Here is a 24956-nt window from a genome sequence, read left to right as displayed (position 1 = left end):
GGATCAACCGAGCCCTGCTCGCGGCCCGGAATAGCAGGCTGGCCCGGCGGGCAGAAAGGATACCTCCTCTCTGCCGTCACCGTTTCGCGTCCGCCCGCCTGTACAGTGCAGGCGATTCGACGCATGGCGCGGGCCGCCGCCAAAGCCCCTCGGCGAGGCGCGGCAGTTTCCCGCAAAGGGAGAAAAGCGCCCGAGAAAAGTGCTCGGGCCGATCAGGCCTTCTCCAGCGTGCACTGGAGCGGATGCTGGTGCTTGCGGGCGAAATCCACCACCTGGTTCACCTTGGTTTCGGCAACCTCGTAGGTGAAGATGCCGCACACGCCGACGCCGCGCTGATGCACATGCATCATGATGCGGGTGGCATCCTCCGCAGACATGCGGAAGAACCGCTGCAGAACATGAACGACAAACTCCATCGGGGTGTAATCGTCGTTCAGCATCAAGACCTTGTACATCGACGGCTTACGGGTCCGCGTCTTCGTCTGCGCGATGACGCCGGTCCCGGCGTGGCCATCATCCTCGTGGTCCCGGTCGGAGTCAGGCCCCATGCGGATCAATCCGTCCCTGGTCCAGTCTGCTACCATCATGACTCCCACGTCGCGCATTCGCTTCCATCTGGGCGCTCTTGCCCTGGCGTCCGGTTGGCCTGAGGCCGAAAGTTCCGACGCCGTGTCTCTTCTTGTTCTTAAGATAATAAACCGAAGGCGGCATCGGAAGGGGGTCCCACCCGAACGCCCGCCCCCGGCGCGGCCAGCCCTAAAGTGCCGCCCTGGCGCGGCCAGCCCAAACGACGCCAGCAACGTCAGGCGCGCCGGTTCGGTTCCCTTGCCGCCCGAAGCGCGCCGGGCCGGAAAGGCAACGCGGACAGCGCGATGGCGACAGGAGGGCTGGGTTCCCGATCATTAAATGGCGATGGTCCGGCCGTGTTTCCAGAGCCAGGGGTCGAACGATCATCCCCTCACATTCACGGGGCGCATTCAGGGGCGCGAAGAACGCGGGGGAAGACGCGCATAAGCCGGGCGGCCTTGGATATCCGCCCGGCGCGGCAGCGCTGCGCCTTTAGGGGTGCCGGCCCTTCATTAAGGCCGGAGGGTTTGTCAGGCGGCGCGGCCGGTCTGCTGGAACATCACCGACCAGCGGTTGGCGAGCGGCTCGGAGACGTCGCTGGCGATCTTGAGGCCCAGTTCGGTCGCCTTGGAGGCCTCGGCCACCATCGTATCGAACTGCTCCTTGAACGCGGCCTGCTGGCGGATGGCGAAGGTTTGCGGGTCCTTGGCGTCTGCCAGGCGGCGGGCGGTCTCGGCGGTTTTGGTCACGGCGCGCTCGGAGGCGCTGGCCGCCGCCTTCGACAGGTCGCCAAAGCCGCGCGCCGCGGCGCGGGAGGAGGCGAGGAAGGCGTCCGCTGTTTCCTTCGACATCAGGGTCATGGCGGCGAACTGCTGGAAGGCGTCTTCCATGTGCGGCTGCCACTGTTCCGCCATTGCCTCGAAGCTCGATGCAAAGGCCTCGCCGAAACTGGGGCCGAAGGTGGGTTTCGTCGTCTCGCTCATGCTGCCTGCTCCTGAAGGGGCGGCCAGCCTCCGGAAGAGGCTGGCCATACGGGGGGTCAATTGGGCTTGTTCGGGAAACGCGACTACCGCAACGTGACGGGTTGTAAGATCATGCTGCACCGCAGCATCGAGGTGACAGATAAGCCAACAGGCAGCCTAAATCAAGAATATTGTGCGGTGCAGCAAAAGCGATGCCGGAGAGTGTGCAGGGGTTTGATCGCAGGGGGGCTCAGGCCCCTGCGTCCCTGAGTTTCAGCGGCCGTGTTTTCGTGCGCGCCCGCCCCGGCCAAAGGAAAGGGCCGCGCCCTTTGTACAGGACACGGCCCTTATCTAACGAATGGGAGGTGTAGGAGGGGCGAACCCCTCCCGCGAACTGCAACCAATCCGCCTCAGTGGTTGGCCTCGACCGGCTCGATGCCGCTGGCCGCCAGCTGGGCGTTGATGGTCTCCTTCAACCGCTCCAGCGCTTCCGGCGAATCCGCCTCGGCGCGGGCCACGAGCACGGCCTGCGTGTTGGAGGCGCGCAGCAGCCACCAGCCGTCCGGCGTCGTCACGCGCGCGCCGTCGGTCTCGTCCACGTTCGCCCCTTCGGCGCGCAGGCGGGCCAGCACTTCGGCGACGACGGCGAACTTGCGCTCCTCCGGGCAGCCGAAGCGCATCTCGGGGGTGTTGATCATCTCCGGCATGGCGCTCTTGAGCGCGGTCAGGCTGCCGCCCAGATGGTGCACCGCCTGGATGAGCCGGATGGCGGCGTAGAGGGCATCATCAAAGCCGTAGTAGTCGTGGGCGAAGAATACGTGGCCGCTCATCTCACCCGCGAGGGGGCTGCCCACTTCCTTCATCTTGGCCTTGATGAGCGAGTGGCCGGTCTTCCACATCAAGGGCTTGCCGCCGAGTTCCGCCACGCGGTCGAACAGCGCCTTGCTGGCCTTGACGTCGGCGATGATGGTGGCGCCGGGTTCGGCGCGCAGCAGGTCCTCCGCCAGCACGGCCAGCAGCTGGTCGCCCCAGACGATTCGCCCTTCGCCGTCGATCGCGCCGATGCGGTCGCCGTCGCCGTCGAAGGCGAGGCCGAAGTCCAGGCTCTCGGTGGCCACCGCCTCGCGCAGCTGGGCGAGGTTGGCCTCGACGGTGGGGTCAGGGTGGTGGGCCGGGAAGGTGCCGTCCACCTTGGTGTTGAGGAGTACGTGGCGGCCTGGCAGGCGCTGGGCCAGCTTCTCGACCACCGGGCCCGCCGCGCCGTTGCCGGGGTCCCAGGCGATGGCGTAGGGCCCGCCGGAGAAGTTCTTCAGCAGCCGGTCCACATACTCGTCCATGATCTCGACCTGCTCGGACGTGCCCGCGCCGGTCTCCCAGTCCTCGGCCTCGGCCATGCGGCCCAGGTCCTGGATGTCTGGCCCGAAGAAGGGCGCGTGGCCCAGCATCATCTTGAAGCCGTTGTAGTTGGGCGGGTTGTGCGAGCCGGTCACCTGAATGCCGCCGTCCGCCTTCAGCGCGTGGACGGCGTAGTAGAGCATGGGGGGTGGGGCCGAGGCCGATGCGGACCACCTTCACGCCCGCCGAGGTAAGGCCGCCCACCAGCGCCGCCTCCAGCACGGGGGAGGAGAGGCGGCCATCGTAGCCCACCGCCACGCAGCTGCCCCCCGCGCGGCGCACCCGCGTGCCGAAGCCCCGGCCGAGCGCGCGGGCGTCGTCTTCCGTCAGGGTTTCGCCGACGATGCCGCGCACATCGTATTCGCGCAGGGTGGTGGGGTGAAAGCGGTGAGCCATGAACCAGACCTCCGGGAAAAATCAGGAAAGCGAATTACGAATGGTCAGACTTGCGGAGCAGGATGTCCCGCGCCTGATTGATCTTGGCGGCCAGGTAATCGGTGCCGCCATGATCGGGATGGACTATTCGCATAAGCCGCCGGTGCGCCGCAAGGATGGCGTCCCGGCTCGCGCCCGGCTTAAGTCCAAGAATTGCATAGGCCTCCTCGTCCGTTGCCACCGTGGTCTGGCCGGTGGTTCTGCCTCGGGGAGGCTCGCCCGCCCGGCCGCCAGCCGCTGCGATCCGGTCGATTATTCCTTTGATCCAACGGTAGCGTCCATATAGGGCCAACGCGCCCGTTGCAAAGGCCGAAGCAAAGGCAAGCTGGCCCCGCGCGGCCATCCACAGCGCGGCGAGCAGGCAGACGAGGGCCAGCAGCCCCAGCCCGGTCCAGCGCAGGTTGCGCGGCGAGGTGTTCAGCCCCCAGCGGCCGACCGCCCAGAAAAAGGCGAGAACGAGAAGGCCCAGCAGCAGCCAGGGCATGGGCTGGCTCTCAGACCAGCGCGGGCGCAGGTTCGGCCGTGTCGGCCGTGCCGCCGGAAGCATTCCCGGCGGCGGGCGTTTCCGCCCTGGCGATGACCTTGCCGGCCTCGTCCAGCATGGGCAGCTTCAGCTCGACCAGCAGGTCGCGCACTTCCTGGCGGGCGGCGACCTGGCTCATGGTCATGCTGCCCTCGGTCTTGGCCACGTTGCGCAGGTCGAGCAGCGTCAGGCCCTTGGGGAACAGCTCGCGGAAGATCACGCGCTCGGACAGGCCCGGCACCACGCGGAAGCCGATGCGCTTGGCCAGTTCGGCCAGCGCGCTGGCGACGCGGCGCATGTTGCGCGCTTCCAGGTGCGACATACGGGTCCGCAGCACCACCCAGTCGATGGAGCCGCCGTCGCGCTTGGCGCGGGCCTTACGGGACTGCCACACCAGTTCGCTGTAGAAGCTGGGGCGGGTCACCTTGTGGGTGTCCGCGTCCACCTGGCCGAGCAGGTCGAAATCGATGAAGCTGTCGTTCATCGGGGTGATGAGCGTATCGGCGAACGAGTGGGCGTGGCGCGAGAGCACGCTGTCGCGGCCCGGACAGTCGATGACAATGACGTCCTTGGTCTCGGCCCACGCGGCCAGCTGGGCTTCGAGCTTGGCGCGGTCTTCCTCCTCCGTTCCGTCCTGCAGGGTGACGGTTTCCGGCTCCACCAGCTTGAGGCCGTGCTTCTTGTTGTAGTTGGCGCGGTTCTCGAGATAACGGGCAAAGCTGCGCTGCCGGCCGTCGAGATCGATGGCGCCGACGCTAAGACCGGCGTAAAGCAGGGCAACGGCAATGTGGACGCCGGTCGTGGACTTGCCCGACCCGCCCTTTTCATTGCCCAGTACGATGATGTGAGCGCGCGTTGCCATGAATTCCTGTCCTGATACGAACCTACTTGATTTGCCCGCTGTTAATGCCGACACAGCGGACGGTGTCAATGTGAGGCCGGGAGTAGAACCAGCCATGCAAGGGTTGACGATCGTCCGCACCGTGGCGGACCTGCGCGAGATGGTTGGCGCCTGGCGCAAGGCCGGGCTGCGTGTTGCGCTGGTGCCGACAATGGGAGCGCTTCATCAGGGTCATCTTTCTCTCATTGAGGCGGCCAAGGCCCATGCCGATCGCGTTGTAGCAAGTATTTTCGTCAATCCGAAGCAATTCGGGGTTAACGAAGACTTAAGCCGCTATCCGCGGCAGGAGGCGAGGGACGCCGAGCTGCTGAAAAGCGCGGGTTGCGACCTGCTTTTCGCGCCCACGGTCGAGGAAATGTATCCGGCCGGTTTTGCCACGTCCGTCAGCGTTGCGGGCGTGTCGGAGGGGCTGTGCGGTGCGGCGCGGCCCGGCCATTTCGACGGCGTGGCGCTCATCGTCACCAAGCTGCTGAACATGGTGCGGCCCGATGTCGCCATCTTCGGCGAGAAGGATTATCAGCAGTTGCAGGTGATCCGCCGGTTCGCCGAGGACCTGAACATCGGCGTTGAAATCCTGGGCGCGCCCATCGTGCGCGAGGCGGACGGCCTCGCCATGTCCTCCCGCAACGCCTACCTCAGCGCCGAGGAGCGCGGCATCGCCGGCGCCCTGCCACGGGTGCTGGGGCGGGTGGCGGAGCAGCTGGAAGGCGGGGCGGAGATGGCCGCCGCGCTCGCCCAGGGCACGCGCGATCTGCTGGCCGCCGGCTTCAAACAGGTGGACTATCTCGAGGTGCGCGACGCCCGCACGCTGGAGCCGCTGCAGGCGCTCGATCGGGAGGCGCGGCTGTTCGTCGCGGCGCGGGTGGGCACCACCCGTCTCATCGACAATCTGCCGGTGCGGCCGCGCTGAGGCGCTTCGTATTCATAAAATACGCGCATCTCTTACCCAAAATTAACCTGGCGCGGCGGACACTCCTGCCTTGAAGGCATAAGCCGCGCCTGCCCCCGTCGCGCGGCCCGAGGAAATGGCGGTGCCAGCCATGCGCGTAACGGTCAGACAGCTGATGGAACCCCTGGGTCCGGGCAAGCACAGGCTTCCCGAGGGGGAGGCCGTGGTTGATGCCGGCCTGGCGGTCGAGAGCCTGCTGGACGACCCGGCGCTCGAGGCGGCTTTGGCGCAGGGCCTGTGGGTGCGCGAGGGCGAGGCCATCGTCGGCCGGCTGAGCGCCGCCCATCTCGCGCGCGGCGCCGTTGCCCTTTCCGGCCGCCTGGCCGACGAGCGGGACCAGGCCCGCCGCGCGCTCTCCCAGGTGCAGTCCGAACGCTCGCTGCTCGTTGCCAACCTCGGCCATGAATTGCGGACGCCGCTCAACGCCATCGTCGGCTATTCGGAACTCATCCGCTCCAAGGCGCTGGGGTCGATCAACCCGCCGATCTATGGCGATTATATCGATGCCATCCACCTCTCCAGCCTGCATCTGGTCTCGCTGCTCGATGCGCTGCTCGATCTCATCAAGATCCAGGCGAGCGAGAAGCAGCTGAACGAAGACCCGGTGGATCTCAAGCAGGTGGTGACGTTCTCAATGCAGGTGCTGGCCTCGCTTGCCCGCCAGCGCGACGTCAGCCTGGACTGCCGCATCCGCGAGGGCCTGCCGCCGGTGCTGGGGGACGAGCGCATGCTGCGCCAGATCATCCTCAACCTGCTCTCCAACGCCATCAAGTTCACCAAGGCCGGCACCCGCGTCACCGTTTCGGTGTGGGTGACGCGCCGGGGCGAGATGCGCCTTGAGGTGCGGGACAACGGGCCCGGCATTCCTCCCGAGAAGCTGCACGTGGTGATGCAGCCGTTCAAGCAGATCGCCGAGACAACCGGGCAGGGCCCGCGCGGCACCGGCCTTGGCCTGCCAATGGTCAAGGCGCTGGCGGAGCTGCACGACGGCCAGTTCCGCCTGATCTCGCGGATGGAGGAAGGCACGCGCGCCATCGTCCTCCTGCCGGTCTCCCGCGTGCTCAAAACCCGGCCCGAAGGCAGCCAGGGCGAGTTCTGCTTCACCCGCTCCGCAGGCGAGCGGCTGGTGTAGCGCGGGGGTGTTTTTGTTAGCAGGAGGGTCGCGGACCCTCTTGGCAACCTCCCCTTCGATTTTTCGGGCCGCACCCGGCATCAACCGCAGCGTCCCTTTTGGGGCGCACGGTAAAATCACGGTCGCGTCCCATTAAAAACGAAAAGGGGATCGCCAAGGGGAATGCGTTTCCCCTTGGCAGAAAATCAAAGAGCCTCAGTTCCCGATCGCCGCGAGCCACTCGCGGGCGCGGCGCTGGGCTTCGGCGATTTCGGCGGGGTTCATGTCCGCGGCCAGCGCGGCGCGTTCGGCCTGTGCCTCGCGGAGGCCCGCCATGGCGGCGAGGTTGTACCAGCGATGGGCTTCGATGAGGTCGATATCCACGCCCTCGCCCAGCGCGTAGGCCGTGCCGAGGTCGTAATAGGCCTGCGCCTCGCCGCGCTTTGCTGCGGCCAGCAGGCGCTCGACCGCGTCGCTGCGCTCGGCATTGGACTGAAGGTGGGAGGATGTGGTGCTGGCAATGGCGGATGGGGTCATCCCTGGCATTGCGCGTCTCCGTTGTTGCGTTACCCGTGTGAACGAACGCCTCACAACCGTGCGGCCGGGCGCGGCCGCATGCGGTATCGTTTTGGCGGATGGTTCAGAATAAATGGTTAATGCGGCCGGAAGCATAACCCGCAACGCGGCGTGCCCCAAGACGGGGCCCGGCAATAACCTTGGTATTTTCCCCAAGGCGCAGCGGGGGAAGGAAAATATTCCGCCGCATTCCACATCCGGCAGAGGTGCCGCCGTTCATGCAGGGCGCGGCCCGATAAAATGAATGGGAGTGCAGAGGCTCCAGGACCCTCTGCAAGAAAATCCCAATGAAAAAATAACACCCCGCTCAGTCGTGGTCGCCACCCTCGCCGCCGCCGAGCGGGCCGCGGCGGAAGGGCGTGAACTGGCCGAGGTATTCCATGCCCTCGGCGACGGCCTCGCGCTCCTGCTTCAGGAAGGCGGCGACGGCGCGGCGGAAGGCCGGGTGGCTGATCCAGTGGGCGGAGTAGGTGGGCGTGGGCTCGTAGCCGCGCGCCAGCTTGTGCTCGCCCTGGGCTCCGGCCTCCACGCGGGCGAGGCCGTGGGCGATGGCCCAGTCGATGGCCTGATAGTAGCACACCTCGAAGTGCAGGCAGGCGTGGTGCTCGGTGCAGCCCCAGTAGCGGCCGTAGAGCGTATCCGCGCCGATGAGGTTGAGCGCGCCCGCGATGGCCGCGTCGCCCCGGTAGGCCAGCACGAGCAGCACCTTGTCGGCCATGGTTTCGGCCAGCCGGGTGAAGGCGTCGCGGGTAAGGTAGGGGCGGCCCCACTTGCGCGCGCCGGTATGCTGGTAGAAGCGCCACATGGCGTCCCAGTGTTCTTGCCTGAGGTCGGGGCCGGTAAGGCAGCGGATATCGAGCCCGGCGCTCACTGCCTCCTCCCGCTCCTTGCGGATGGCCTTGCGCTTGCGCGAGGCGAGCTGGTCGAGAAATTCCTGAAAGCTGCGGTAGCCCCGGTTTCGCCAGTGGAACTGCTGGTCGGTGCGGAGGAGCCAGCCCGCCGCCTCGAACACAGGCACCTGTTCGGGCGCGATGAAGGTGGCGTGGGCGGAGGAAAGCCCGGCCTCCTCCACCGCCGTGGCAGCGGCGGCCAGCAGCAGCGGCCCGGCTTCGGAGCCCGCTTCCGACTCCGGCAGCAGCAGGCGCGGGCCCGGCACCGGCGTGAACGGCACGGCGCACTGGAGCTTGGGGTAATAGTCTCCCCCGGCGCGCTCGAAGGCATCGGCCCAGCTGTGGTCGAACACATATTCGCCGTTGCTGTGGGATTTGAGGTACGCAGGCAGGATGCCGGCGATGTCGCCGTTTTTCCTGCGCGCCACGATATGCTGGGGCCGCCAGCCGGTCCTGGCGGTGGCGCTGCCGCTTTCCTCCAGCGCCAGGAAGAAGGCGTGGCTAACGGTGGGGTTGGCGCTTCCCGCGCAGGCCTGCCAATCGCTTGCTGGAATGTCGGCAATCCGCTCGACGATTTCCAGCGTCCACTCCGCCATGCCGCCTGCCTTACGACCGGGCCGCGGCGGCGGGCCGGCTGGCCTGCGGCCTTGCCTTGGGCTGCGCGGTCGCGACGGCGAGGTCGGGCTCCTGAATGATGTTGTCGGCGTGGTCGATGGCCGCGACGCGATCTTCCTCGGTTCGCACCGGCCAGGCGAGCACGGGCTTGCCCTGCTGGCGCAGTCGCGTCGCCAGGACGGACGGCAGCGAGGCTACGTCGAACACGGCGAAGTCCGGGTGGGTTCGGCGGATGGCGTGGTTGCGCCACAGGCTGGAGCGCGTCCGCCAGGAGGACCACTCGGGCCTGTCGCTGATGACCAGCCCGCGGGCGACACGGCGGGAATGCTCGCCGAACCAGCCGATGATGCGCGGATGGCGCGCCAGGATGCCGATGGGGCCGCCATAGCCCTCCAGCGCGCGGCGGATGGCGAAGCACAGCGGCAAGGGGTCCTTGGGCGCGTTGCAGGCGTCGATGAGCACGGGAGTGCGCCCGGCGATTTCCGGCAGCAGGCATGAGAGCGAGCGCAGGGGCTCATTCGTGCCCTTCAGCTTTTGCGCCTGAAGCTGGGCCGAGCTGTACTGCCCGACCTCGCCGCTGAGGTCCGTCAGTCGGTCCAGCCTTGCCTCGCCGAATACCACGGCGTCGCCGTCGAAGGTCAGCTGCGCTTCCAGGACGACGCCGAGGCCCGCCTTGATGGCCCGCTCTATGGCGGCCAGCGAATGCGGGACAGCGCCGGCCACGCCTCCGGCCAGCCCACCGCGCACGAACGGTTTGGCCTTGAGCCACGAAGCATAGTCCTGAAGCAGACGCTGTTTTGTCATCAACCCTACTTGACTGTTCTGCTCGCCCGATCGAGGGCCCCGCCGCCCGAGGCGGCGGGGTCTCGACAATCACACGGTAAGATCAGGCGATTTCTACCATGGCATCGATTTCAACGGGAACATCAAACGGCAGGACGTTGGTGCCGACGGCCGTACGGGCGTGCTTGCCCTTGTCGCCGAAGACGGCGACCATCAGGTCGGACGCGCCGTTGACCACCTTGGGCTGGTCCACATAGGTATCGACGCAGTTGACGAAGCCGCCGAGCCGCACCACGCGGGCCACGCGCTCCAGGTCGCCGCCCAGCGCCGCCTTCATCTGGGCGATGAGGTTGAGCGCGCACAGCTTCGCCGCCTCGGTCGCCTGCTCGGTGGTGACGGTGTCGCCCACCTTGCCATGCACTGCGATTCCTTCCGGGCCGAGCGGAAGCTGCCCGGCGATCACCAGCAGGTTGCCGGTGATGACGTAGGGCACATAGTTCGCCGCCGGCGCAGCCGGTACGGGCAGGGTCAGTCCAAGTTCGCTCAGCCGTTGCTCAACGCTCATGCCATCCTCCAAAAAGATGTTACGTCCCCTGTCTATAGGGGAACAACTGGGCCGGGGGCTAGCAGATGTCTTGGCCTGCCGCCAGATCGGCGGCGCGCCTGCTCATTTCCCCCGGTCCGGCTTGCGGGCGGACGGCGGCGGGTCCGCCTTGGGGTTCGGGGCCTTGAGCCCCAGCACCTTGGACCCGAAGCGGGCGCGCACCTGATCGAGCGCCGACTCGAGCTTCAGCCGTCTGTTGTCCGGCGGCGGGCCGAAATCCAGTCCCGGTTCCTGGGTTTCCTCCGGCGGACAGACGGCAACGCCCAGTCCCACAAGGCGAAAACGGCGACCATCGGCCTCGGTTGCGAGCAGCGGCAGGGCAATGTCCAGAAGATCGCGGGCGGTCTGGGTGGGCCGGGCGAGACGGCGGGAGCGGGTAACGAGCTGGAAATTGGCCGTTTTCAGCTTCAGCACCACGGTGGCGGCGGCCAGTTTTTCGGCGCGCAGCTGGCGGGCGACCGTATCGGCGGCCTCGCGCACGTGGCGCTCCAGCACGGCGGGGTCGGAGATGTCCGTGGAAAGGGTGGTCTCGGATGAAAGACTCTTGCGCTCGCGGGACGGCGTGACGACCCGGTTATCCTCTCCCATGGCGAGGCGGCGCAGGCACATCCCGTCCTCGCCCGCCGCGCGCAGGAGCCGGTCGAGCGGCATGTTTTGCACATCGCCGATGGTCTTGATGCCATTCTTGGCCAGCTTCGCCTGGGTGGCAGGCCCCACGCCCCAGATGCGCCCAACGGGCAGGGGGGCAAGCACGGCCTTTGCGTCCGCCTTGCCGATGACGGAGAAGCCGCGCGGCTTGTCCATGTCCGACGCCAGCTTGGCGAGAAACTTGTTGGTGCTGAGGCCGATGGAAATGGTGATGCCCAGGTCCTCCTCCACCTCGCGGGCAAGGCGCATCAGCACGCGGGCGGGCGCCGCGCCGTGCAGCCGCTCGGTGCCGGTGAGGTCGAGAAAGGCTTCGTCGATGGACACCGGCTCGACGAGCGGCGTCAGCGCCTCCATCTTCGCCCGCAATTGGCGGGAGACCACCTTGTAGCGGGCGATGTCGGGCGGCAGCACCACCGCGTGGGGGCACAGCTTCTTCGCCTGGTACATGGGCATGGCCGAGCGCACGCCGTGGATGCGGGCGATGTAGCAGGCGGTGGAGACGACGCCGCGCCCGCCCGTGCCGCCGACGATCACCGGCTTGTCGCGCAGCTCCGGCCGGTCCCGCTTCTCGACCGCCGCGAAGAAGGCGTCGCAGTCAATATGGGCGATGGAAAGCTGGTCCAGCTCCGGATGGCTGACGAGGCGCGGGCTGCCGCAGCCGGGGCAGATCGTGGGCGCGCGGGCGGCGCCGGCTTCCCTCGACGGAGTCTCCCTCAGGCAGTTCCGGCAGAGGTAGGGGTTCATCGGGGCGGGCTCACCGTGTTGCCATCAGCGGGCCAGCGCGCCAAGGGCATAGGGCAGGGCCTCCTCCCACACGCTAAAGCGGGCATGTGCATGGGGGCAGGCCGGCGACAGGGCCTCGATGCGCGGGTCGGAGACGAAGTGCAGCCGGTGCACGTTCGGCGCGGTTGCGGCCACCGATTCGTGGTGGAGCGCCAGATCGTCAACGAACAGCCAGGGCCCGGCGCAGCGGCTGGCCAGCTCCCACACCGCCTTGCCCTTGAGGCCGCGGTTGGAGAGCACCGGATAGGGCATGCCCAGGCCCGCCAGCATCTTTGCCCGCCGCTCGCGGTGCGCCTCGTCGATGTTGGTGAGGATAATCACATCCGCCACCTGCGCGATGGCGCGCAGCGCCTCCGGCGCGCCGGGCATCACGGGCGCGGCCTCCAGCTCGGTCTCGAAGAAGCGGAACAGCAGGTCGCGCACGGCCGCGCGGTCCGGCAGAGTGCCGGTCTCCTCGTGGCGGATGTTGCCTGTGAACTCCAGGCTCTTGAACTCCAGCGTATAGCCCTGTCCCTTCAGCCAGGCCTCGAACGGCTCGATGAACTGGAGCAGAACCTCATCGCAATCGCAGATCAAGAGCGGCCGGGGCATGGTTGGGCTTTCTCGGGGGTCAATATTCGGCGGGGCCGGCGCCGAGCGCGGCAGCAGCCTCTGCAATCTCTTGTGGCTCAAGCCCGGCCCGCTGTGCAACCGCTATAAGGGAGGGTTCGTGCTCAAGCAGGAAGCCGAGGGCGGCGGCCAGCGTCGAGCGCTGCGACAGACTCTCGCGCAGGCCGTCGGCGTCGAGGCCGGTCAGGGCCAGAAAGCGGGGGCCGAGGTCCGAGTCCCCGGCAATTTCGATGATGCAGCGCAGGGCCACCACTTCAGCGGCCTCGATTTTCTCACGGGTCATTGCGAATCACTTCTTAGTGACAGATCCTTAATCTTGATATGTTTACACCCTGACTGGAATAGTATCCTGTGGCCGGCCGCAGACGTGCGATTGGCTGGCAGCAAGGGGAAGGCCGTGTCCAAGACCATACTCGTCGTTGAAGACAACGAGCTGAACATGAAGCTCTTCTGCGACCTGCTGGAAGCCCACGACTTCGCGACGATTCGCACACGCGACGGCAAGGCGGTGCCTGATCTCGCCCGCGCGCACAAGCCGGATCTCATCCTCATGGACATCCAGTTGCCGGAGGTCTCCGGCCTTGAGGTCACCCGCTGGCTGAAGACCGACGAGGAACTGAAGCACATTCCGGTCATCGCCGTCACCGCCTTCGCCATGAAGGGGGACGAGGAGCGCATTCGCGAAGGCGGGTGCGAGGCCTACATCGCCAAGCCCATCTCCGTGCAGCGTTTTATCGAAACCGTCCGCCAGTTCGCCTGAGCGCCCAGGCACCACCCCAGGCGCCACCCCTGGCTCGCCGTGGCCTGCCCGCGCAGCGACTTGCCCGCTCACGCGTTGCCTTTTTCTGACAGCTCCGTTCGGCTTCCTCAAGGCCGCTTCTCTCCGGTTCGCGCGGCGGTGGGGGAAGACGCCGCGCATGCGCCCCTCCGTCTCGTGGGCGCAGATGCCGCGTCCCGTCTGCTTGAATCCGGGCAGGTTTCGTTGCAGGAAAGGTTTCATGCCTGAAAAACTTCAGTTTTCTTCGATTGTTGAGCGCAGTTTCGCCATTTTGGGCCGCAACCTGACCGGGGCGGCGCTGCTGTCCATCGTGCTGGTGGGGGTGCCCAGCGTGTTGCTGAGCCTGCAAGCGCCCATGGCGCTGGGGCAGCCGCCCGAGAATCCCCTGGCCCTCATTCTCTGGATGTTCGTGCTGTTCATGGGGCAGAACCTGCTGGCCGGCACGATGCTCTATCCCACCTTCCGCCATCTGCTCGGCCTGCCCCCGGCGGGCATCGGCCTGCTGCTCAGCTATGGCGCGCAACTGGCCCTGCACGCCCTGGTCGTGGCGGTGGCGATGGCGGCCATCATCGGCCTTGGTCTTTTCTTCTTCATCCTGCCCGGCGTCATCTTCTCACTGGTGTTTTTCGTGACGATGCCGGTTGCCATCGTCGAGCGCCTGCCGGTCAAGGAGGCGCTCAAGCGCAGCGTCTTCCTGACTGAGAAGAACCGCTGGACCCTGCTCGGCTACCAGGTGATCGTGTGGATCGCCTCCATGCTCCTCAGCTTCTTCGTGGGGGTGGTGTTTCACTTTGTCGGCCTTGCCGACGTTGCGACCGTTATCGTCTCCAGCCTCGTCTATGCCTTCACCGCCATCGTCACGAGCGTTGTCTATCACGACCTGCGACGGATGAAGGAAGGCGCGACGGCGGAGGATATGGTACGTGTTCTGATGCAGGAGGCCGGCCGGTAGACCGGGTTCGCCGGTTTATCGCTGTATCCGGGCGCGCGCCTGCGCCGATGGCGTAATTAAGGGATCGTTCGATGGGTCGCATAATCATCGTTGCCGTGCTGCTGGCGCTGCTGGCCGCCGTCGTCACGTTCGTTGTTGTGGCCTGGCGGTCGATGGGCGAGGTCCATATATCAGGCGTTGGCATCGGCGCGCTGATCGCAGGCGTGGTTCTGTCCGTGCTGGTCGGCGGCGGCCTGATGGCGCTGGTGTTCTACTCGTCGCGGCGCGGCTACGACGACCGCGCGAGCACGGACTCGCGTCGGGGCGAGCCGCGGGACTGACGGGGCCCCTTTCTCCTGGCGCTTGCGGCGCCGTCTTCCCGCGCCGCTACTCAGCCGCGGGCTGGTGCTGGATCACAGAATCCGCCAGCCGCCCCACCAGTTCGGCGCGATGGTGGAATTCCGCCTGGAAGGTGCCCGCGCCTTCCGTCAGCGAGCGCAATTCGATGATGAGATCCTGCATTTCCGACTGGGGGATGTGCGCCTCCACCGTATCCCAGCCGGGCCAGCCGGGGCGGGCATCGAAGCCGAGAATCTGGCCGCGCCGGGTGGAGACCACCTGATTGGCCTTGGAGGTGTAGACGGACGGCACGTGCAGCCGGACGGCGAGGATCGGCTCCAGAAGCACCGGCGCGCACTGGGGCAGGGCCTCGGTGATGGCCATGCGGCCCGCGATCTGGAACGCCATGTCCGAGCTGTCGACCGCGTGGAACTTGCCGTCCACCAACGTTACGCCCACATCCACCACCGGAAAGCCGAGCGGTCCGCGCTTCAGCCCGTCGCGCACGCCTTCCTCCACGGCCGGGATATACTGGCGAGGGATGGCCCCGCCGGTGATGGTCTCGGAAAACTCGAAACCGGTGCCGGGCGGCAGCGGGCGCACCTCGATGGTCACGTCGCCGAACTGGCCATGCCCGCCCGACTGCTTCTTGTGCCGCGCGTGATGGCGCACGCCCTTGCGGATGGTCTCCCGGTAGGGCGTCTGGGGCCGGTGGGTCTGGACGCTAAGGCCATATTTGGATTTCAGCCGCTCCATCGCGACGGCGAGATGCACCTCGCCCTGGCCGCGCAGCACCAGCTCGCCGGTTTCGGGGTCATGGCCGAAGGTGAGGGAGGGGTCCTCCTCCACCAGCTTGGCGAGCGCGGCTGTCAGCTTCACCTCGTCGCCCCGGTTGGCGGCGGTGATGGCCAGGCTGTAGACGGGCGGCAGCAGGCCGAAGCGCGTCAGCGCCGGCTGTCCCAGGCTGTCGCCGGTATGCAGGCTCTCCAGCTTGCCGATACCCACAAAATCTCCCGCCTGCGCGGCAGGCAGCTTTTCCAGCGCGCCCCCGCCCAGCCGGAAGATGCCCCCCAGCCGCTGGCCGTCCACCACATCGCCTTCCGTCAATCTGCCGCGCAGCACCCGGCTGGCGGAAATCTTGCCCGCATGGGTGGTCTGGAAGGTTTTCAGGATCAGGCCGAGCGGCCCGCCCTCGGGCGTCAGCCCCAACCGCTTCTGGGTCTGGGAGAAGGCGGGCAGCTCATGGCGCAGGGCCTTGAGGAATCGCCGCGTGCCCTCGTCCAGCGTGGCGGCGGTCAGGAACACGGGCACGATCTTGCCCTGCTGCACGTCGAGCGCCAGGTCGCGGAACACCTCGTCGCTGGAGGGCTCGATATTGTCCAGCAGCTCTTCCAGCAGCCGGTCGTCGAAGTCCGCCAGCTTTTCCAGCATCTCGGTGCGCTCGATCAGGTAGCGATCGCGCACGTCGGCGGGGATGTCGACTTTCTCCGACGGCTGGCCGGGGCGGTAGACGTGGGCGCGCCCGGCCGCCAGGTCGACGAAGCCGGTGATTTGCCCGTTCTCGCGCAACGGAATGTGGCGCAGCAGCACCGGCGCGACGGAAACCTGGGTCAGCGCGTCGCTTGCCGCCCGGATGGAGCCGGGGGCCTTGTCGATCTTGTTGAACACCACGAAGTGCGGAAGCCGCAGGGACTCGACCGCCTGGAAGATGGGAGACAGGGCATGGATACGCGCGGGGTCCGGCTCGGCGACGATGACGGCGGCATCAACCCCCGGTAGCAAGCTCAGCGTTTCCTGGAAGAACTCGATGGAGCCGGGGCAATCGAGAAAGACATAGCGTTCATCAAGGTACGTCGCCTCGGCGATGTTCACCTCCACGCCCATGGTGCGGGCCTTGGCCTCGGGCGAGGCATCGCCATAGAGGCGGGCGCTGGCTCCCCCGCCGCCTCCGCTCTTTCGCGTCAGGCTTCCGCACGCGACCAGGATGCTCTCGAGCAGAGCCGTCTTGCCCGACTGGTAGGGCCCGACCAGCGCAACGACCCGTACTTCCCCCGTACCGAATGAAGCCATGGTTTTTCCTTCCCCTTATGGACAGCACCCGTGACGCAACTGTGTTGATCGCCGGCGCCACGGGGATGCGTGGCCTCTCTTGCGGAACAGTATAGCGCGGGGCGGTGGGAGCGGCGAATCCGCCTGCCGCAGAGAAGGGCAGGCAAGGGAGTCTCTGGTCAGGTAGGCCTGGCCCTTTGCGGCAGGAAGAGGCGGTGCGGCGTCCATGCTCTCACCCCTTCATCTTCGCACCCAGGGCACGCGGGTGAGCCAGCGCCACGCCCATTCGAGCGGACCGGTGCGGAAGTAGTGCAAATAGAGGCCGCTCAGCGTCATCTGCACAGGCCAGATGGCGATGGCCAGCACTGTCAGGCCCGCCCAGCCGTAGCGGCCGAACAGGCCGAGCCCGAAGCCGGAGAACAGCAGGAACTGGCCGATGATTGTCTGGCCGATGTAGTTGGTGAGCGCCATCCGGCCCACCCACACCAGCGGCTCGAAGCGGCGGGTGCCGTCCGGGTGGCGGGCGGCCTGGGTCCACACCAGGAGAAACAGCCCCACGTGGCCGATGGTGGTGGCGCAGCGGCTGATCTGATAGGCGGGCGTGATGGCGACCGGCCCCATGACGAACCCTGCCGCCGTCACCTGCTGCGACAGCCAGACGCGCAGCGACAGGCCGATGCCGTAGCCCACGACCGCCATCAGCGCATAGGTCTGCCACCGGGCGCGGCCTTGCAGGATGTTCCGCTTGGCCAGCCCCGCGCCGATGAGCATCATTGCCAGGGCGTCCGCCACCCACCAGATAACCAGCGGCGTCAGGTTCCACTCCGTTGCCAGCGGTATCAGGTAGCGGGCATTGTCCAGATAACCGCCAAGGCGCGCCTGCCGCTCCGCCGTCAGCGCGGCTTGAAACCGGGCGGCATGGGCTTGCAGGGTCTGTGGCGGCGGGGCCTCGCCGAAGGTGGAGGCGGCCCCCATCAATGCGGCCAGAACGAAGATGAAGATCAGCCCCGTGCCGATAAGGCGGCGGGCCGGCCAGTCGCGCAAGGGATAGAGGGCGAAGGCGGCAAGGCCGTAGATGAACAGAATGTCGCCGGGCCACAGCAGCACGTAGGCGTGAATAAGCCCGAACACGACCAGCCAGAAGGCGCGGCGGTAATAGACGATCAGCGTGTTCAGCGGCGGCTGATCCGGGTCTGCGTCCAGCTTGTTGAGAAACAGGATGAAGCTGGCCCCGAACAGCAGGGAAAGCAGCCCCCGCATGGTCCCTTCAACGAATAGCGACTGGACCCACCACGCCAGCCGGTCGAGCCCCGTCCAGCCCAGCAGCGGCGGATATTCCTCGCCGCGCAGGCTGCCGCCCATGCCGATGATGTTGATGAGGAAGATGCCGAGAATCGCCAGCCCGCGCAGCGCATCCATGCTCCGGAACCGCTTCGATGTGCTGGCCAAATCTGCCTCCGCGGCCATGCGCTTGTCCCCAATCGTACCACGTTAAGGCGATACGCGGCGGGTGCAAGTCGAACACGCGGGGGGATGGTGGGAAGGGCAGGCAAAGGATGCAGGAAGGGCCTGCTACCCCCGGAGCCTTAAACCAGTTTGAGGTCCGTGCGGTAGGTTTGCGCCAGGTCGGCGTAGTGGGCGGCGCCCTGCCGGTGGCGCTCGATTTCCTCTGGTGTCAGGTCGCGCACATACTTGGCCGGGCGGCCGGCCCACAGCTGGCCTGAGGGGATGCGCTTGCCCGGCGTCAGCAAGGCGCCGGCGGCGAGCATGGCGTCCTGTTCGATCACGCAGCCATCCATCACCGTGGCCCCAAGGCCGACGAAGCTGCCGTCCTGCAGCTCGCAGCCGTGGATGATCGCCATGTGGCCGACGAGCACGTCGTTGCCGATGGTGGTGCCGTGGGTCTTGCGGCTGACGTGGACGATGGTGCCGTCCTGAATGTTGGTGCGCGCACCGATGCGAATGGTGTTCACATCGCCGCGCACCACGCAGTTGAACCAGATGGAGGAGCCGGGGCCGATCTCCACGTCGCCGATCACCTGCGCGCCCGGCGCGATGAACACATCGTCGGCGAGGCGGGGCGTCAGGTTTCCAAAGGCGTAGACCGGCATGAAGGCTCCTCCCGGCGGATCAGGGGAACAGGGGCGCCTGCTCCAGCCCCATGGTTTCGGGCAGGCCGAACATCACGTTGAAGTTCTGAATGGCCTGGCCGGAGGAGCCCTTTACCAGATTGTCGATGGCCGACACGACGATGGCGCGGCCCGGAATCCGGTCAGGGAACACGTTGATGACGCAGTGGTTGGAGCCGCGCACCATGCGGGTGGCGGGCGCAACGCCCTTGGGCAGCACGTGGACGAACGGCTCATCCGCATAGCGGGCCGCCAGAGCCTCGCGCAGCGAGTCGGCGCTCTGGCCGTCGCTCAGCTCCACCGTGATCGTTTCCAGCTCGCCCCGGTTGATGGGGACGAGGTGCGGCGTGAAGCTGATGTACAGTTCTTCACCGGCCGCCTTGCCCAGCTCCTGCTCGATCTCCGGCATGTGGCGGTGGTGGCCGAGCCCATAGGGGTGCATGGCCTCGGCGACTTCCGCGAACAGGTTGGTCTCCTTGAGGCTCCGGCCTGCGCCGGAGACGCCCGAGAGCGCATTGATGGTGATGTTGCGCGGGGCGATCAGCCTGCCGGACAGCAGCGGGAGGAGCGCCAGCAGGGCCGCCGTCGGGTAGCAGCCGGGGCAGGCGGCAAGGCGTGCGCCCTTCAGCGTCTCGCGGGCATGCTCGGTGAGGCCGTAGACCGCTTCCTGCTGCAACTCCAATGCCGCGTGCGGGTTGCCGTACCACTGTTCGTAGGTGGCGGGGTCACGCAGGCGGAAGTCGGCGGAGAGGTCGATCACCTTGGGCGGGTTCGCGCCATCGAAGATCTGCTTGATGATCTGCTGGCTGGTGGCGTGCGGCAGGCAGCCGAACACGGCGTCGACGGCGCTGAAATCGATGGATTCAGCCGTTACCAGATCGGGCAGGGCATAGGCCTTGAAGTGCGGCCACACGGCATCGACCGCCTGGCCGGCCTTGCGCTCGCCGGACAGCGCTACGATTTCCATCTGCGGATGCGTCAGCGCAAGGCGGATGAGGTCCGCGCCCGTGTAGCCCGATGCGCCCAGCACCGCGATCTTCAGCTTGGTCATTGGCCGTTATTCCCACGAACGAACTGATAAGAAAACGGCGCGACAGTAGGTCCGTCGCAGGCGCGGCGCAAGCGATCAAGATGGCGGGATTGGCGCGTCAGGCCAGATTGCCCATCAGGCTAGATTGCCCATCAGGCTAGATTGGTGGGCAGCTCGTTCAGCGCCTCTTCCAGCTCCAGGAAGGAGGGGGCGTGCTCGCTCGGCGTGTTGCGGCGGCCGATCTCCACCGCCACCTGCGGTGCAAGCCCCTGCAGGTGGGCGATAATGACGATCTTGGCCAGCGTCATGAACTTGCCCTCGGCCTCCAGCACCTGGCCCAGACGCTGGGCGATGGGGCCGACGATGCAGTAGGACAGCAGCACGCCCAGGAACGTGCCCACCAGCGCGCCGCCGATCATGGCGCCCAGGATTTCGGTGGGCTGGTCGATGGAGCCCATGGTCTTCACCACGCCGAGCACCGCCGCCACGATACCGATGGCGGGCAGGCCGTCCGCCATCATCTGGAGGGCATGCTGGGCCTGGTGCTCTTCCTCGTGATGCTTTTCCAGATCCTTGTCCATGGCGTCTTCCACCTGGTGCGGATCATCGAAGTTCATGGTCATCATCCGCAGGTAATCGCAGATGAATTCGATGAGGTGATGGTCAGCGAGCAGGCGCGGAAACTGCTGGAAGATCTTGGACTCCTCCGGCCGCTCGATGTGCGATTCAATGGCGACGACGCCCTTGGTCCGCACGGTCTTCACCAGCAGGAAGAGAAGGCACAGCAGGTCCTTGTAATCCTGGCCCTTCCACTTCTCGCCCTTGAAGGCGCGGCCAAAGCCCTTGCCCGCCTTTTTGAGGATGGAGCTGGAGTTGGCGATGATGAACGCGCCCAGCGCGCCGCCGCCCACGGCCATCAGCTCGTGCGGCGCGGCATGCGCGATGATCTCGAACTTGCCTCCGGCCAGGATGAACGAGCCGAAGACGCAGGCAAAGACAACGACCAGACCGATGATAATGAACATGGCGCACGCGGACCCAAGTGGTTAACCGCGGCCATTGTGATGGCCTATGCTTAAAGGGACGTTACCGATCCGTCGGTTTTGCCCGGCCTGCGCGCAGCGAGGCTTGACGGTGGGCGGCATCGGCCTACTTGCCTGCGCCAGAAGCATATCCTTATCATCTCTCTTCTGGGCTCTTGGGCTGGAAAACCGGCCCGCCACCGGGTCGCCTCCACGGCCCGGTGGTTTTTTTGCGCGCGGCGCGCCTTGGTCGAGTGCCGAATACGGCGGGCCAGCCCCGTTTTCTGTTACGGCGTCGAATTAATTTACATTTACCATAAATGCCAATATGGTTAAATTTATTAAATATATGAAACACTTACGGTTTCAACATTTGGCACGGCCGTTGCTTAATCTCGGAAATGTAACGGGTTTTTCGATCGGTGGAACTGTCTTCGGTCAGACCCTCCAGAGATTAAAAGGTGCCGTCAAATGTCGAAACTGAAGTTGCTTGCCTCCACTGTCGCGTTCAGCGCGACTGTTGCCGTCTCCGGCCTTGCCGCCGCGTCGCCGATCTCGCAGTGGTCCTTCACCGTCAACCAGTCGTTCGACCCCAGCGGGACGGTGTGGGCGGATGACGGCGCGCCTTCCAATTCCCAAACCTACGGTTCGGGCAAGAAGCTGCCCGACAGCTGGATGAACACGGGCCGGTACAGCTGGATGCAGTGGGGCACGCCCGCGAGCTTTTTCAGCGGCCAGAGCTTCCTGGCGGCGGACACCAAGGTGCATGGCACCGTCACCACCGGCGGCGCGTCCGTTTCCGGCGCGAACTTCTACCACGGCAACTACGCGATCCTGGCGGGCGGCCTGCCTGCGCCGACGCAGATGAGCCTGCTGTCCTCCATCGAGATTGCCGCTGTCGGCCAGCCGGGCCTCAACTTCACGCTGAACAACGTCTTCACGATCGATCTCTTCGAGACGCCCAACGAGGGCCGCCTGAGGAACTGCGAAGGCTACGGCAGCGGCTGGACGGGCAACATGTTCGAGACCGCCTGCCCGGACCGCCTGACCATCGACACGACGCCGATGACCTTCACCACCGACGAAATCGACGGCTATGTCTATGATTTCGTGGTGTCGTTCGATCTCGCCAATTCCGATGGCATCCTGGGCCTCAGCCTTGATGGCGACCTGGCGACCATCTGGACCAGCGAATACATGCGGAGCAACATCGGCACGCTGGTGACCGTCACCGCCCGCGAGATCGTGCCGCCGCCAGCCTCCGACGTGCCGGAGCCCGGCTCCATCGCCCTGCTGGGCGCGGGTCTCACCGGCCTGGGCTTCGGCATGCGCCGTCGCCGCAAGTAATCGCCGGATCCGCCAAGGGGCGGCCAGCCGTACAAGGGAAAGGGAGTGCAGAGGGTCCGCGTGCGCGGGGCGCACAAACAGGGGGGACCCTCTGCCAAGAAGCAGAAGAAATGGCTTCCTGCCCGGCGCTGCGGACTCGCCCCGGTTAATCCTCTTCTTCCGTCGCCTTCTCGGTGATGTCCTTCAGCCACTTGCCGAGGGCGAAGGGGTTGAGCGCGCCGTGCCCCCGCTCCGCGCCGGGGCCGACCGGTGCATCATCGTTGGCCTTCATCACCCGGTTGGCGCGGGCGACGGGCGAGTCCTGCGCCGGGTCGACCGGGCGCGTCACCGCCTCGCCCGGCACGCGATAGCGCTGCTGCGGGTCGCGCTCGGCGCAGACCACGATCTCGTCGCCAATGGTGAGGCTGCCGTTGGGCGCGGCGCAGGCGCGGCGCACCTCGTCGGGCGTGATCGCCTGCCGGATGCGGCGCTGATACTGCTCCGTGCTGGACGCGGCCGTCTGCGCGGCGGCGGCCTGCGCCTGCGGCGCGGCTTCCGGTTGGCGTGTTGCCGGTTGCACGGTGGTCTCGGGACGAGGCGCGGGCGATTGCTGCGGCTCCGTCGTCTGCCCGAACGCGGGGGCGGACAGCGCGGCAAGGCCAAGCGCGGCCACCGCAGACAGCACAGGGGCGGGAAGGAATGGATTGTACGGCATAGGACTCATCTCCACCCGCGAGGTGTAGCACCCAAGGGAAGCGCCGCAAATGGCGGAACGGCAAGGTTCCGCCAGATGTGGCTTTTATGTCTCCCCGTCAGGGCCATCGCCGGGGCCTCGCGCCCCCGGACCCTGCGCCCGCCGGCTTACTTGTACTTGACCGAGCAGCCGTAGGGCTTGGTGGCGGTATCGGCCACCGGCTGGCCGGCCTTCACGCTCGTCAGCGCCGCAGTCACGTAGTTCTTCGCCGTCTTGATGTCGTCCGGGTTGGCGGTCGGCTTGTCATCGATGGCGCCCATGTAGACCAGCGTTCCCTTGGGGTCGATCACATACATATGGGGCGTGGTCTTGGCTTCGTACAGCCGGCCGACGGTCCCTTTCTCATCCAGGAGATAGGCCGCGGGAGCGGCCTTCTGCGTGGCGAGCCACTGCTTGGCCACCTGCGGCTTCATGTTGCCCTGGGTGCCATCGGCGGAGGAGTTGATCGTCAGCCACACCACGCCGTTCTGGCTCGCCGACTTTTGCAGGGCCTGCATGTTGCCGCTGCCGTAGTGCTTCTGCACGAACGGGCATTCCGGGTTGTTCCACTCCAGCACCACGGTCTTGCCCTTGTAGTCGGCAAGGGAGTGGCTCTTGCCGTTGACATCGGTGGCGGTGAAGGCGGGCGCGGGCGCGCCGATCTTCGGCGCGGCCAGTGCCGGGGCGCTGAGGGCGACGGTGACGGCGAAGGCGGAGAGCAGGATTGCGGGCTTCATGCGTAAGCTCCTTGAGCAGCTTTCAACAAAGGGCTGGAAACAGGAACGTCAAACGCAACGAAACATCGAAGGGAAGGCGCGCGCCCGCCCGCTTCTCAGGCGACGGTCTCGACGAGCAGCGAGGGCGTCAGGATCTGCGGCAGAACAACCGGCTGGTCCTTGGCCGCGCCTTCCGGAAAATAGAGGTAAAGCGGCACGCCATCGCGGCCATAACGGCGCAGGACGGTGGTGATCTCATCGTCGCGCCGGGTCCAGTCTCCCACCAGCACGGAAACGCCGGCTTCGCGGAAGGCATCGGCCACCTGCGGCCGCTCCAGCGCCACCCGCTCGTTCAGCTTGCAGGTCACGCACCAGTCGGCGGTGAAGTAGACGAAGGTGGGCGTGCCGCTGGCCAGGAGCGTGTCGAGCTTCGCGTCGGTGAACGGCTGCACCTCCAGCCCCTGGGCGGCCAGCTGCGGCTCGCCGCTGCTGCCGGTGCCTGCACCCTCCGCCCCCAGCTTTGGCGCGGTGAGACCGCCGGCCAGCGCGACGAGCAGCGCGGCCGTCGCCCAGCCGAAGCGCATGGGGCGGCCATTCGCCTGCGCGCGGCCCGCCAGCCACAGGGCAAGCGCCATCAGCAGCGCAATCGCCAGCCCCGCCACCATGGCGTCCAGCCCCACCTGCCGCCCGACAATCCAGAACAGCCACAAGGCGGTGCCGAACATGGGGAAGGCGAGCACGCGGCGGAAAGTGTCCATCCATGCGCCGGGGCGCGGCAGCAGCGCGCGTATGGGGCGCACGAAGCCGAGCAGGAGGAACGGCAGGGCCATGCCGAGGCCAAGGCACAGGTAGACGGCAAGGCCGAGCGCCGGTGGCAGGGTGAGCGCCGCACCCAGCGCCGCTGCCATGAACGGGGCGGTGCAGGGGGTGGCGACCAGCACGGCGAGCGCCCCGGTCCAGAACGCGCCCCTGGCCCCGCCGCTGGAGACGAGGCCCTGCCCCGCGCCCGCAAGGCGGGTGCTGACCTCGAACACGCCGGCCAGGTTGAGGCCGATGGCGGTCATCAGCAGCGCGAGCAGGGAAACGAGGCGGGGGTCCTGTAGGTGGAAGGCCCAGCCGACGGCCTCGCCGCCGGCGCGAAGGACAAGCAGCAGGCCGCCCAGCAGCCCCATGGTGAGGAGCACGCCACCGGTATAGGCGACGGCCTCCTGCTTGGCCTCCCGCTCCGAGCCGCCCGCGCGGGCGAGGCTCAGGGCCTTGAGGCTGAGGATGGGAAAGACGCAGGGCATCAGGTTCAAGAGCAGGCCGCCCAGCAGCGCGAAGCCCAGCGCCAGCGGCAGGCCGATCTTGGCAACGGTATCCGCGCTGCCGCTGTCTGCGCTCTGGCTGCCGTCCACCCCGCCGCCGTGCGGGCCTCCCCCCATGCCGCCGCTGGTGATGACCTTGCCCGGCGGAAGCATCGCGGGCAGGGCCTTGTCCCGCGTGGCGGTGATGAAGAAGGCGTCCGCCTTCGGCGCGCCGCGCAGCTTGACGGTCAGCACGCCCGTCACCC

25 protein-coding genes and 2 pseudogenes are annotated in these 24956 nt (G+C 66.9%); 6 read left to right on the top strand and 21 right to left on the bottom strand.

Translation table 11 applies throughout. From position 1 onward, the window contains the following. Nucleotides 1-212 precede the first annotated feature (212 nt). The 5 genes and pseudogenes from clpS to L0C21_RS11945 form a co-directional block, all read right to left on the bottom strand. A complete protein-coding gene (gene clpS, locus L0C21_RS11965; RefSeq protein ID WP_259278571.1) occupies nt 213-587 on the bottom strand; it encodes an ATP-dependent Clp protease adapter ClpS in 375 nt (124 codons plus the stop codon). A 510-nt stretch (nt 588-1097) separates the two neighbouring features. After that, nucleotides 1098-1550 (bottom strand): phasin family protein, encoded by a 453-nt coding sequence (locus L0C21_RS11960; RefSeq protein ID WP_259278570.1) that lies wholly within the window; start codon nt 1548-1550, stop codon nt 1098-1100. A gap of 389 nt (nt 1551-1939) precedes the next feature. Beyond that, nucleotides 1940-3320 (bottom strand): annotated as a pseudogene (gene pgmG, locus L0C21_RS11955) (phosphoglucomutase/phosphomannomutase PgmG). 34 nt (nt 3321-3354) lie between these two features. Then, complete coding sequence (locus tag L0C21_RS11950; protein WP_259278569.1) at nt 3355-3843, bottom strand: DnaJ domain-containing protein; 489 nt, start codon at nt 3841-3843, stop codon at nt 3355-3357. Nucleotides 3844-3853: 10 nt separating this feature from the next. Further along, nucleotides 3854-4744 (bottom strand): division plane positioning ATPase MipZ, encoded by an 891-nt coding sequence (locus tag L0C21_RS11945; protein WP_259278568.1) that lies wholly within the window; start codon nt 4742-4744, stop codon nt 3854-3856. A 103-nt stretch (nt 4745-4847) separates the two neighbouring features. On the opposite strand from L0C21_RS11945, the gene panC reads away from it, so the two are divergent. Further along, nucleotides 4848-5693 (top strand): pantoate--beta-alanine ligase, encoded by an 846-nt coding sequence (panC, locus tag L0C21_RS11940; protein WP_374940263.1) that lies wholly within the window; start codon nt 4848-4850, stop codon nt 5691-5693. Between the two features lie 202 nt (nt 5694-5895). Continuing rightward, nucleotides 5896-6864 (top strand): sensor histidine kinase, encoded by a 969-nt coding sequence (locus L0C21_RS11935; RefSeq protein ID WP_259278566.1) that lies wholly within the window; start codon nt 5896-5898, stop codon nt 6862-6864. Nucleotides 6865-7059: 195 nt separating this feature from the next. On the opposite strand, the gene L0C21_RS11930 is transcribed toward L0C21_RS11935, so the two are convergent. The 7 genes from L0C21_RS11930 to L0C21_RS11900 all read right to left on the bottom strand — a co-directional run bounded on the left by L0C21_RS11930 (nt 7060) and on the right by L0C21_RS11900 (nt 12634). Continuing rightward, complete coding sequence (locus L0C21_RS11930; RefSeq protein ID WP_259278565.1) at nt 7060-7389, bottom strand: SEL1-like repeat protein; 330 nt, start codon at nt 7387-7389, stop codon at nt 7060-7062. A gap of 337 nt (nt 7390-7726) precedes the next feature. Further along, nucleotides 7727-8905, bottom strand: coding sequence for a GNAT family N-acetyltransferase (locus tag L0C21_RS11925; protein WP_259278564.1), 1179 nt, complete (start codon nt 8903-8905; stop codon nt 7727-7729). Nucleotides 8906-8915: 10 nt separating this feature from the next. Beyond that, a complete protein-coding gene (locus tag L0C21_RS11920) occupies nt 8916-9728 on the bottom strand; it encodes a glycerophosphodiester phosphodiesterase family protein (RefSeq protein WP_259278563.1) in 813 nt (270 codons plus the stop codon). An 82-nt stretch (nt 9729-9810) separates the two neighbouring features. Then, a complete protein-coding gene (locus tag L0C21_RS11915; RefSeq protein ID WP_259278562.1) occupies nt 9811-10272 on the bottom strand; it encodes a RidA family protein in 462 nt (153 codons plus the stop codon). A gap of 102 nt (nt 10273-10374) precedes the next feature. Continuing rightward, the gene (locus tag L0C21_RS11910; RefSeq protein WP_259278561.1) at nt 10375-11703 is read right to left on the bottom strand and encodes a DNA polymerase IV; all 1329 of its coding nucleotides are present in this window, start codon (nt 11701-11703) and stop codon (nt 10375-10377) included. Nucleotides 11704-11727: 24 nt separating this feature from the next. After that, nucleotides 11728-12333 (bottom strand): HAD family hydrolase, encoded by a 606-nt coding sequence (locus L0C21_RS11905; RefSeq protein ID WP_259278560.1) that lies wholly within the window; start codon nt 12331-12333, stop codon nt 11728-11730. A 19-nt stretch (nt 12334-12352) separates the two neighbouring features. Further along, entirely contained in the window at nt 12353-12634 is a 282-nt protein-coding gene (locus L0C21_RS11900; RefSeq protein WP_259278559.1) for a DUF3572 family protein, read from the bottom strand. A gap of 114 nt (nt 12635-12748) precedes the next feature. On the opposite strand from L0C21_RS11900, the gene L0C21_RS11895 reads away from it, so the two are divergent. The 3 genes from L0C21_RS11895 (at nt 12749) to L0C21_RS11885 (ending at nt 14401) form a co-directional block, all read left to right on the top strand. Further along, the gene (locus tag L0C21_RS11895) at nt 12749-13111 is read left to right on the top strand and encodes a response regulator (RefSeq protein WP_259278558.1); all 363 of its coding nucleotides are present in this window, start codon (nt 12749-12751) and stop codon (nt 13109-13111) included. Nucleotides 13112-13349: 238 nt separating this feature from the next. Then, the gene (locus L0C21_RS11890) at nt 13350-14081 is read left to right on the top strand and encodes a hypothetical protein (RefSeq protein ID WP_259278557.1); all 732 of its coding nucleotides are present in this window, start codon (nt 13350-13352) and stop codon (nt 14079-14081) included. A gap of 71 nt (nt 14082-14152) precedes the next feature. Then, nucleotides 14153-14401 (top strand): hypothetical protein, encoded by a 249-nt coding sequence (locus tag L0C21_RS11885; protein ID WP_259278556.1) that lies wholly within the window; start codon nt 14153-14155, stop codon nt 14399-14401. Between the two features lie 46 nt (nt 14402-14447). On the opposite strand, the gene L0C21_RS11880 is transcribed toward L0C21_RS11885, so the two are convergent. From L0C21_RS11880 to motA, 5 genes are all read right to left on the bottom strand, one after another. Then, nucleotides 14448-16469 carry an elongation factor G gene (locus tag L0C21_RS11880; RefSeq protein ID WP_259278555.1) on the bottom strand — a complete coding sequence of 674 codons (2022 nt, stop codon included), beginning with the start codon at nt 16467-16469 and terminating at the stop codon, nt 14448-14450. Nucleotides 16470-16688: 219 nt separating this feature from the next. Further along, nucleotides 16689-17897 (bottom strand): DUF418 domain-containing protein, encoded by a 1209-nt coding sequence (locus L0C21_RS11875; protein ID WP_259278554.1) that lies wholly within the window; start codon nt 17895-17897, stop codon nt 16689-16691. A 137-nt stretch (nt 17898-18034) separates the two neighbouring features. Continuing rightward, nucleotides 18035-18559: a gamma carbonic anhydrase family protein gene (locus L0C21_RS11870; RefSeq protein WP_259278553.1), complete on the bottom strand. Its 525-nt coding sequence runs from the start codon at nt 18557-18559 to the stop codon at nt 18035-18037. 19 nt (nt 18560-18578) lie between these two features. Further along, the gene (gene argC / locus L0C21_RS11865; RefSeq protein ID WP_259278552.1) at nt 18579-19628 is read right to left on the bottom strand and encodes an N-acetyl-gamma-glutamyl-phosphate reductase; all 1050 of its coding nucleotides are present in this window, start codon (nt 19626-19628) and stop codon (nt 18579-18581) included. Between the two features lie 131 nt (nt 19629-19759). Further along, nucleotides 19760-20632 (bottom strand): flagellar motor stator protein MotA, encoded by an 873-nt coding sequence (gene motA, locus L0C21_RS11860; RefSeq protein ID WP_259278551.1) that lies wholly within the window; start codon nt 20630-20632, stop codon nt 19760-19762. Nucleotides 20633-21100: 468 nt separating this feature from the next. Here motA and L0C21_RS11855 point away from each other — a divergent pair, with 468 nt between their 5' ends. Beyond that, nucleotides 21101-21976: a THxN family PEP-CTERM protein gene (locus L0C21_RS11855; protein ID WP_259278550.1), complete on the top strand. Its 876-nt coding sequence runs from the start codon at nt 21101-21103 to the stop codon at nt 21974-21976. Nucleotides 21977-22121: 145 nt separating this feature from the next. On the opposite strand, the gene L0C21_RS11850 is transcribed toward L0C21_RS11855, so the two are convergent. The 4 genes and pseudogenes from L0C21_RS11850 to L0C21_RS16910 form a co-directional block, all read right to left on the bottom strand. Then, nucleotides 22122-22670 carry a hypothetical protein gene (locus tag L0C21_RS11850; protein ID WP_259278549.1) on the bottom strand — a complete coding sequence of 183 codons (549 nt, stop codon included), beginning with the start codon at nt 22668-22670 and terminating at the stop codon, nt 22122-22124. A 146-nt stretch (nt 22671-22816) separates the two neighbouring features. After that, the gene (locus L0C21_RS11845; RefSeq protein ID WP_259278548.1) at nt 22817-23425 is read right to left on the bottom strand and encodes a thioredoxin family protein; all 609 of its coding nucleotides are present in this window, start codon (nt 23423-23425) and stop codon (nt 22817-22819) included. Between the two features lie 95 nt (nt 23426-23520). Then, nucleotides 23521-23988 (bottom strand): thioredoxin family protein, encoded by a 468-nt coding sequence (locus L0C21_RS16915; RefSeq protein WP_374940262.1) that lies wholly within the window; start codon nt 23986-23988, stop codon nt 23521-23523. Between the two features lie 126 nt (nt 23989-24114). Continuing rightward, nucleotides 24115-24723 (bottom strand): annotated as a pseudogene (locus L0C21_RS16910) (cytochrome c biogenesis protein CcdA); the annotation flags it as partial. Nucleotides 24724-24956: the final 233 nt, after the last annotated feature.

Source organism: Pedomonas mirosovicensis, from assembly GCF_022569295.1.
Classification (GTDB): domain Bacteria; phylum Pseudomonadota; class Alphaproteobacteria; order Sphingomonadales; family Sphingomonadaceae; genus Pedomonas; species Pedomonas mirosovicensis.
The sequence above is the reverse complement of the archived record's forward strand: the minus strand, read 5'-3'. Positions and strand labels throughout refer to the sequence as shown.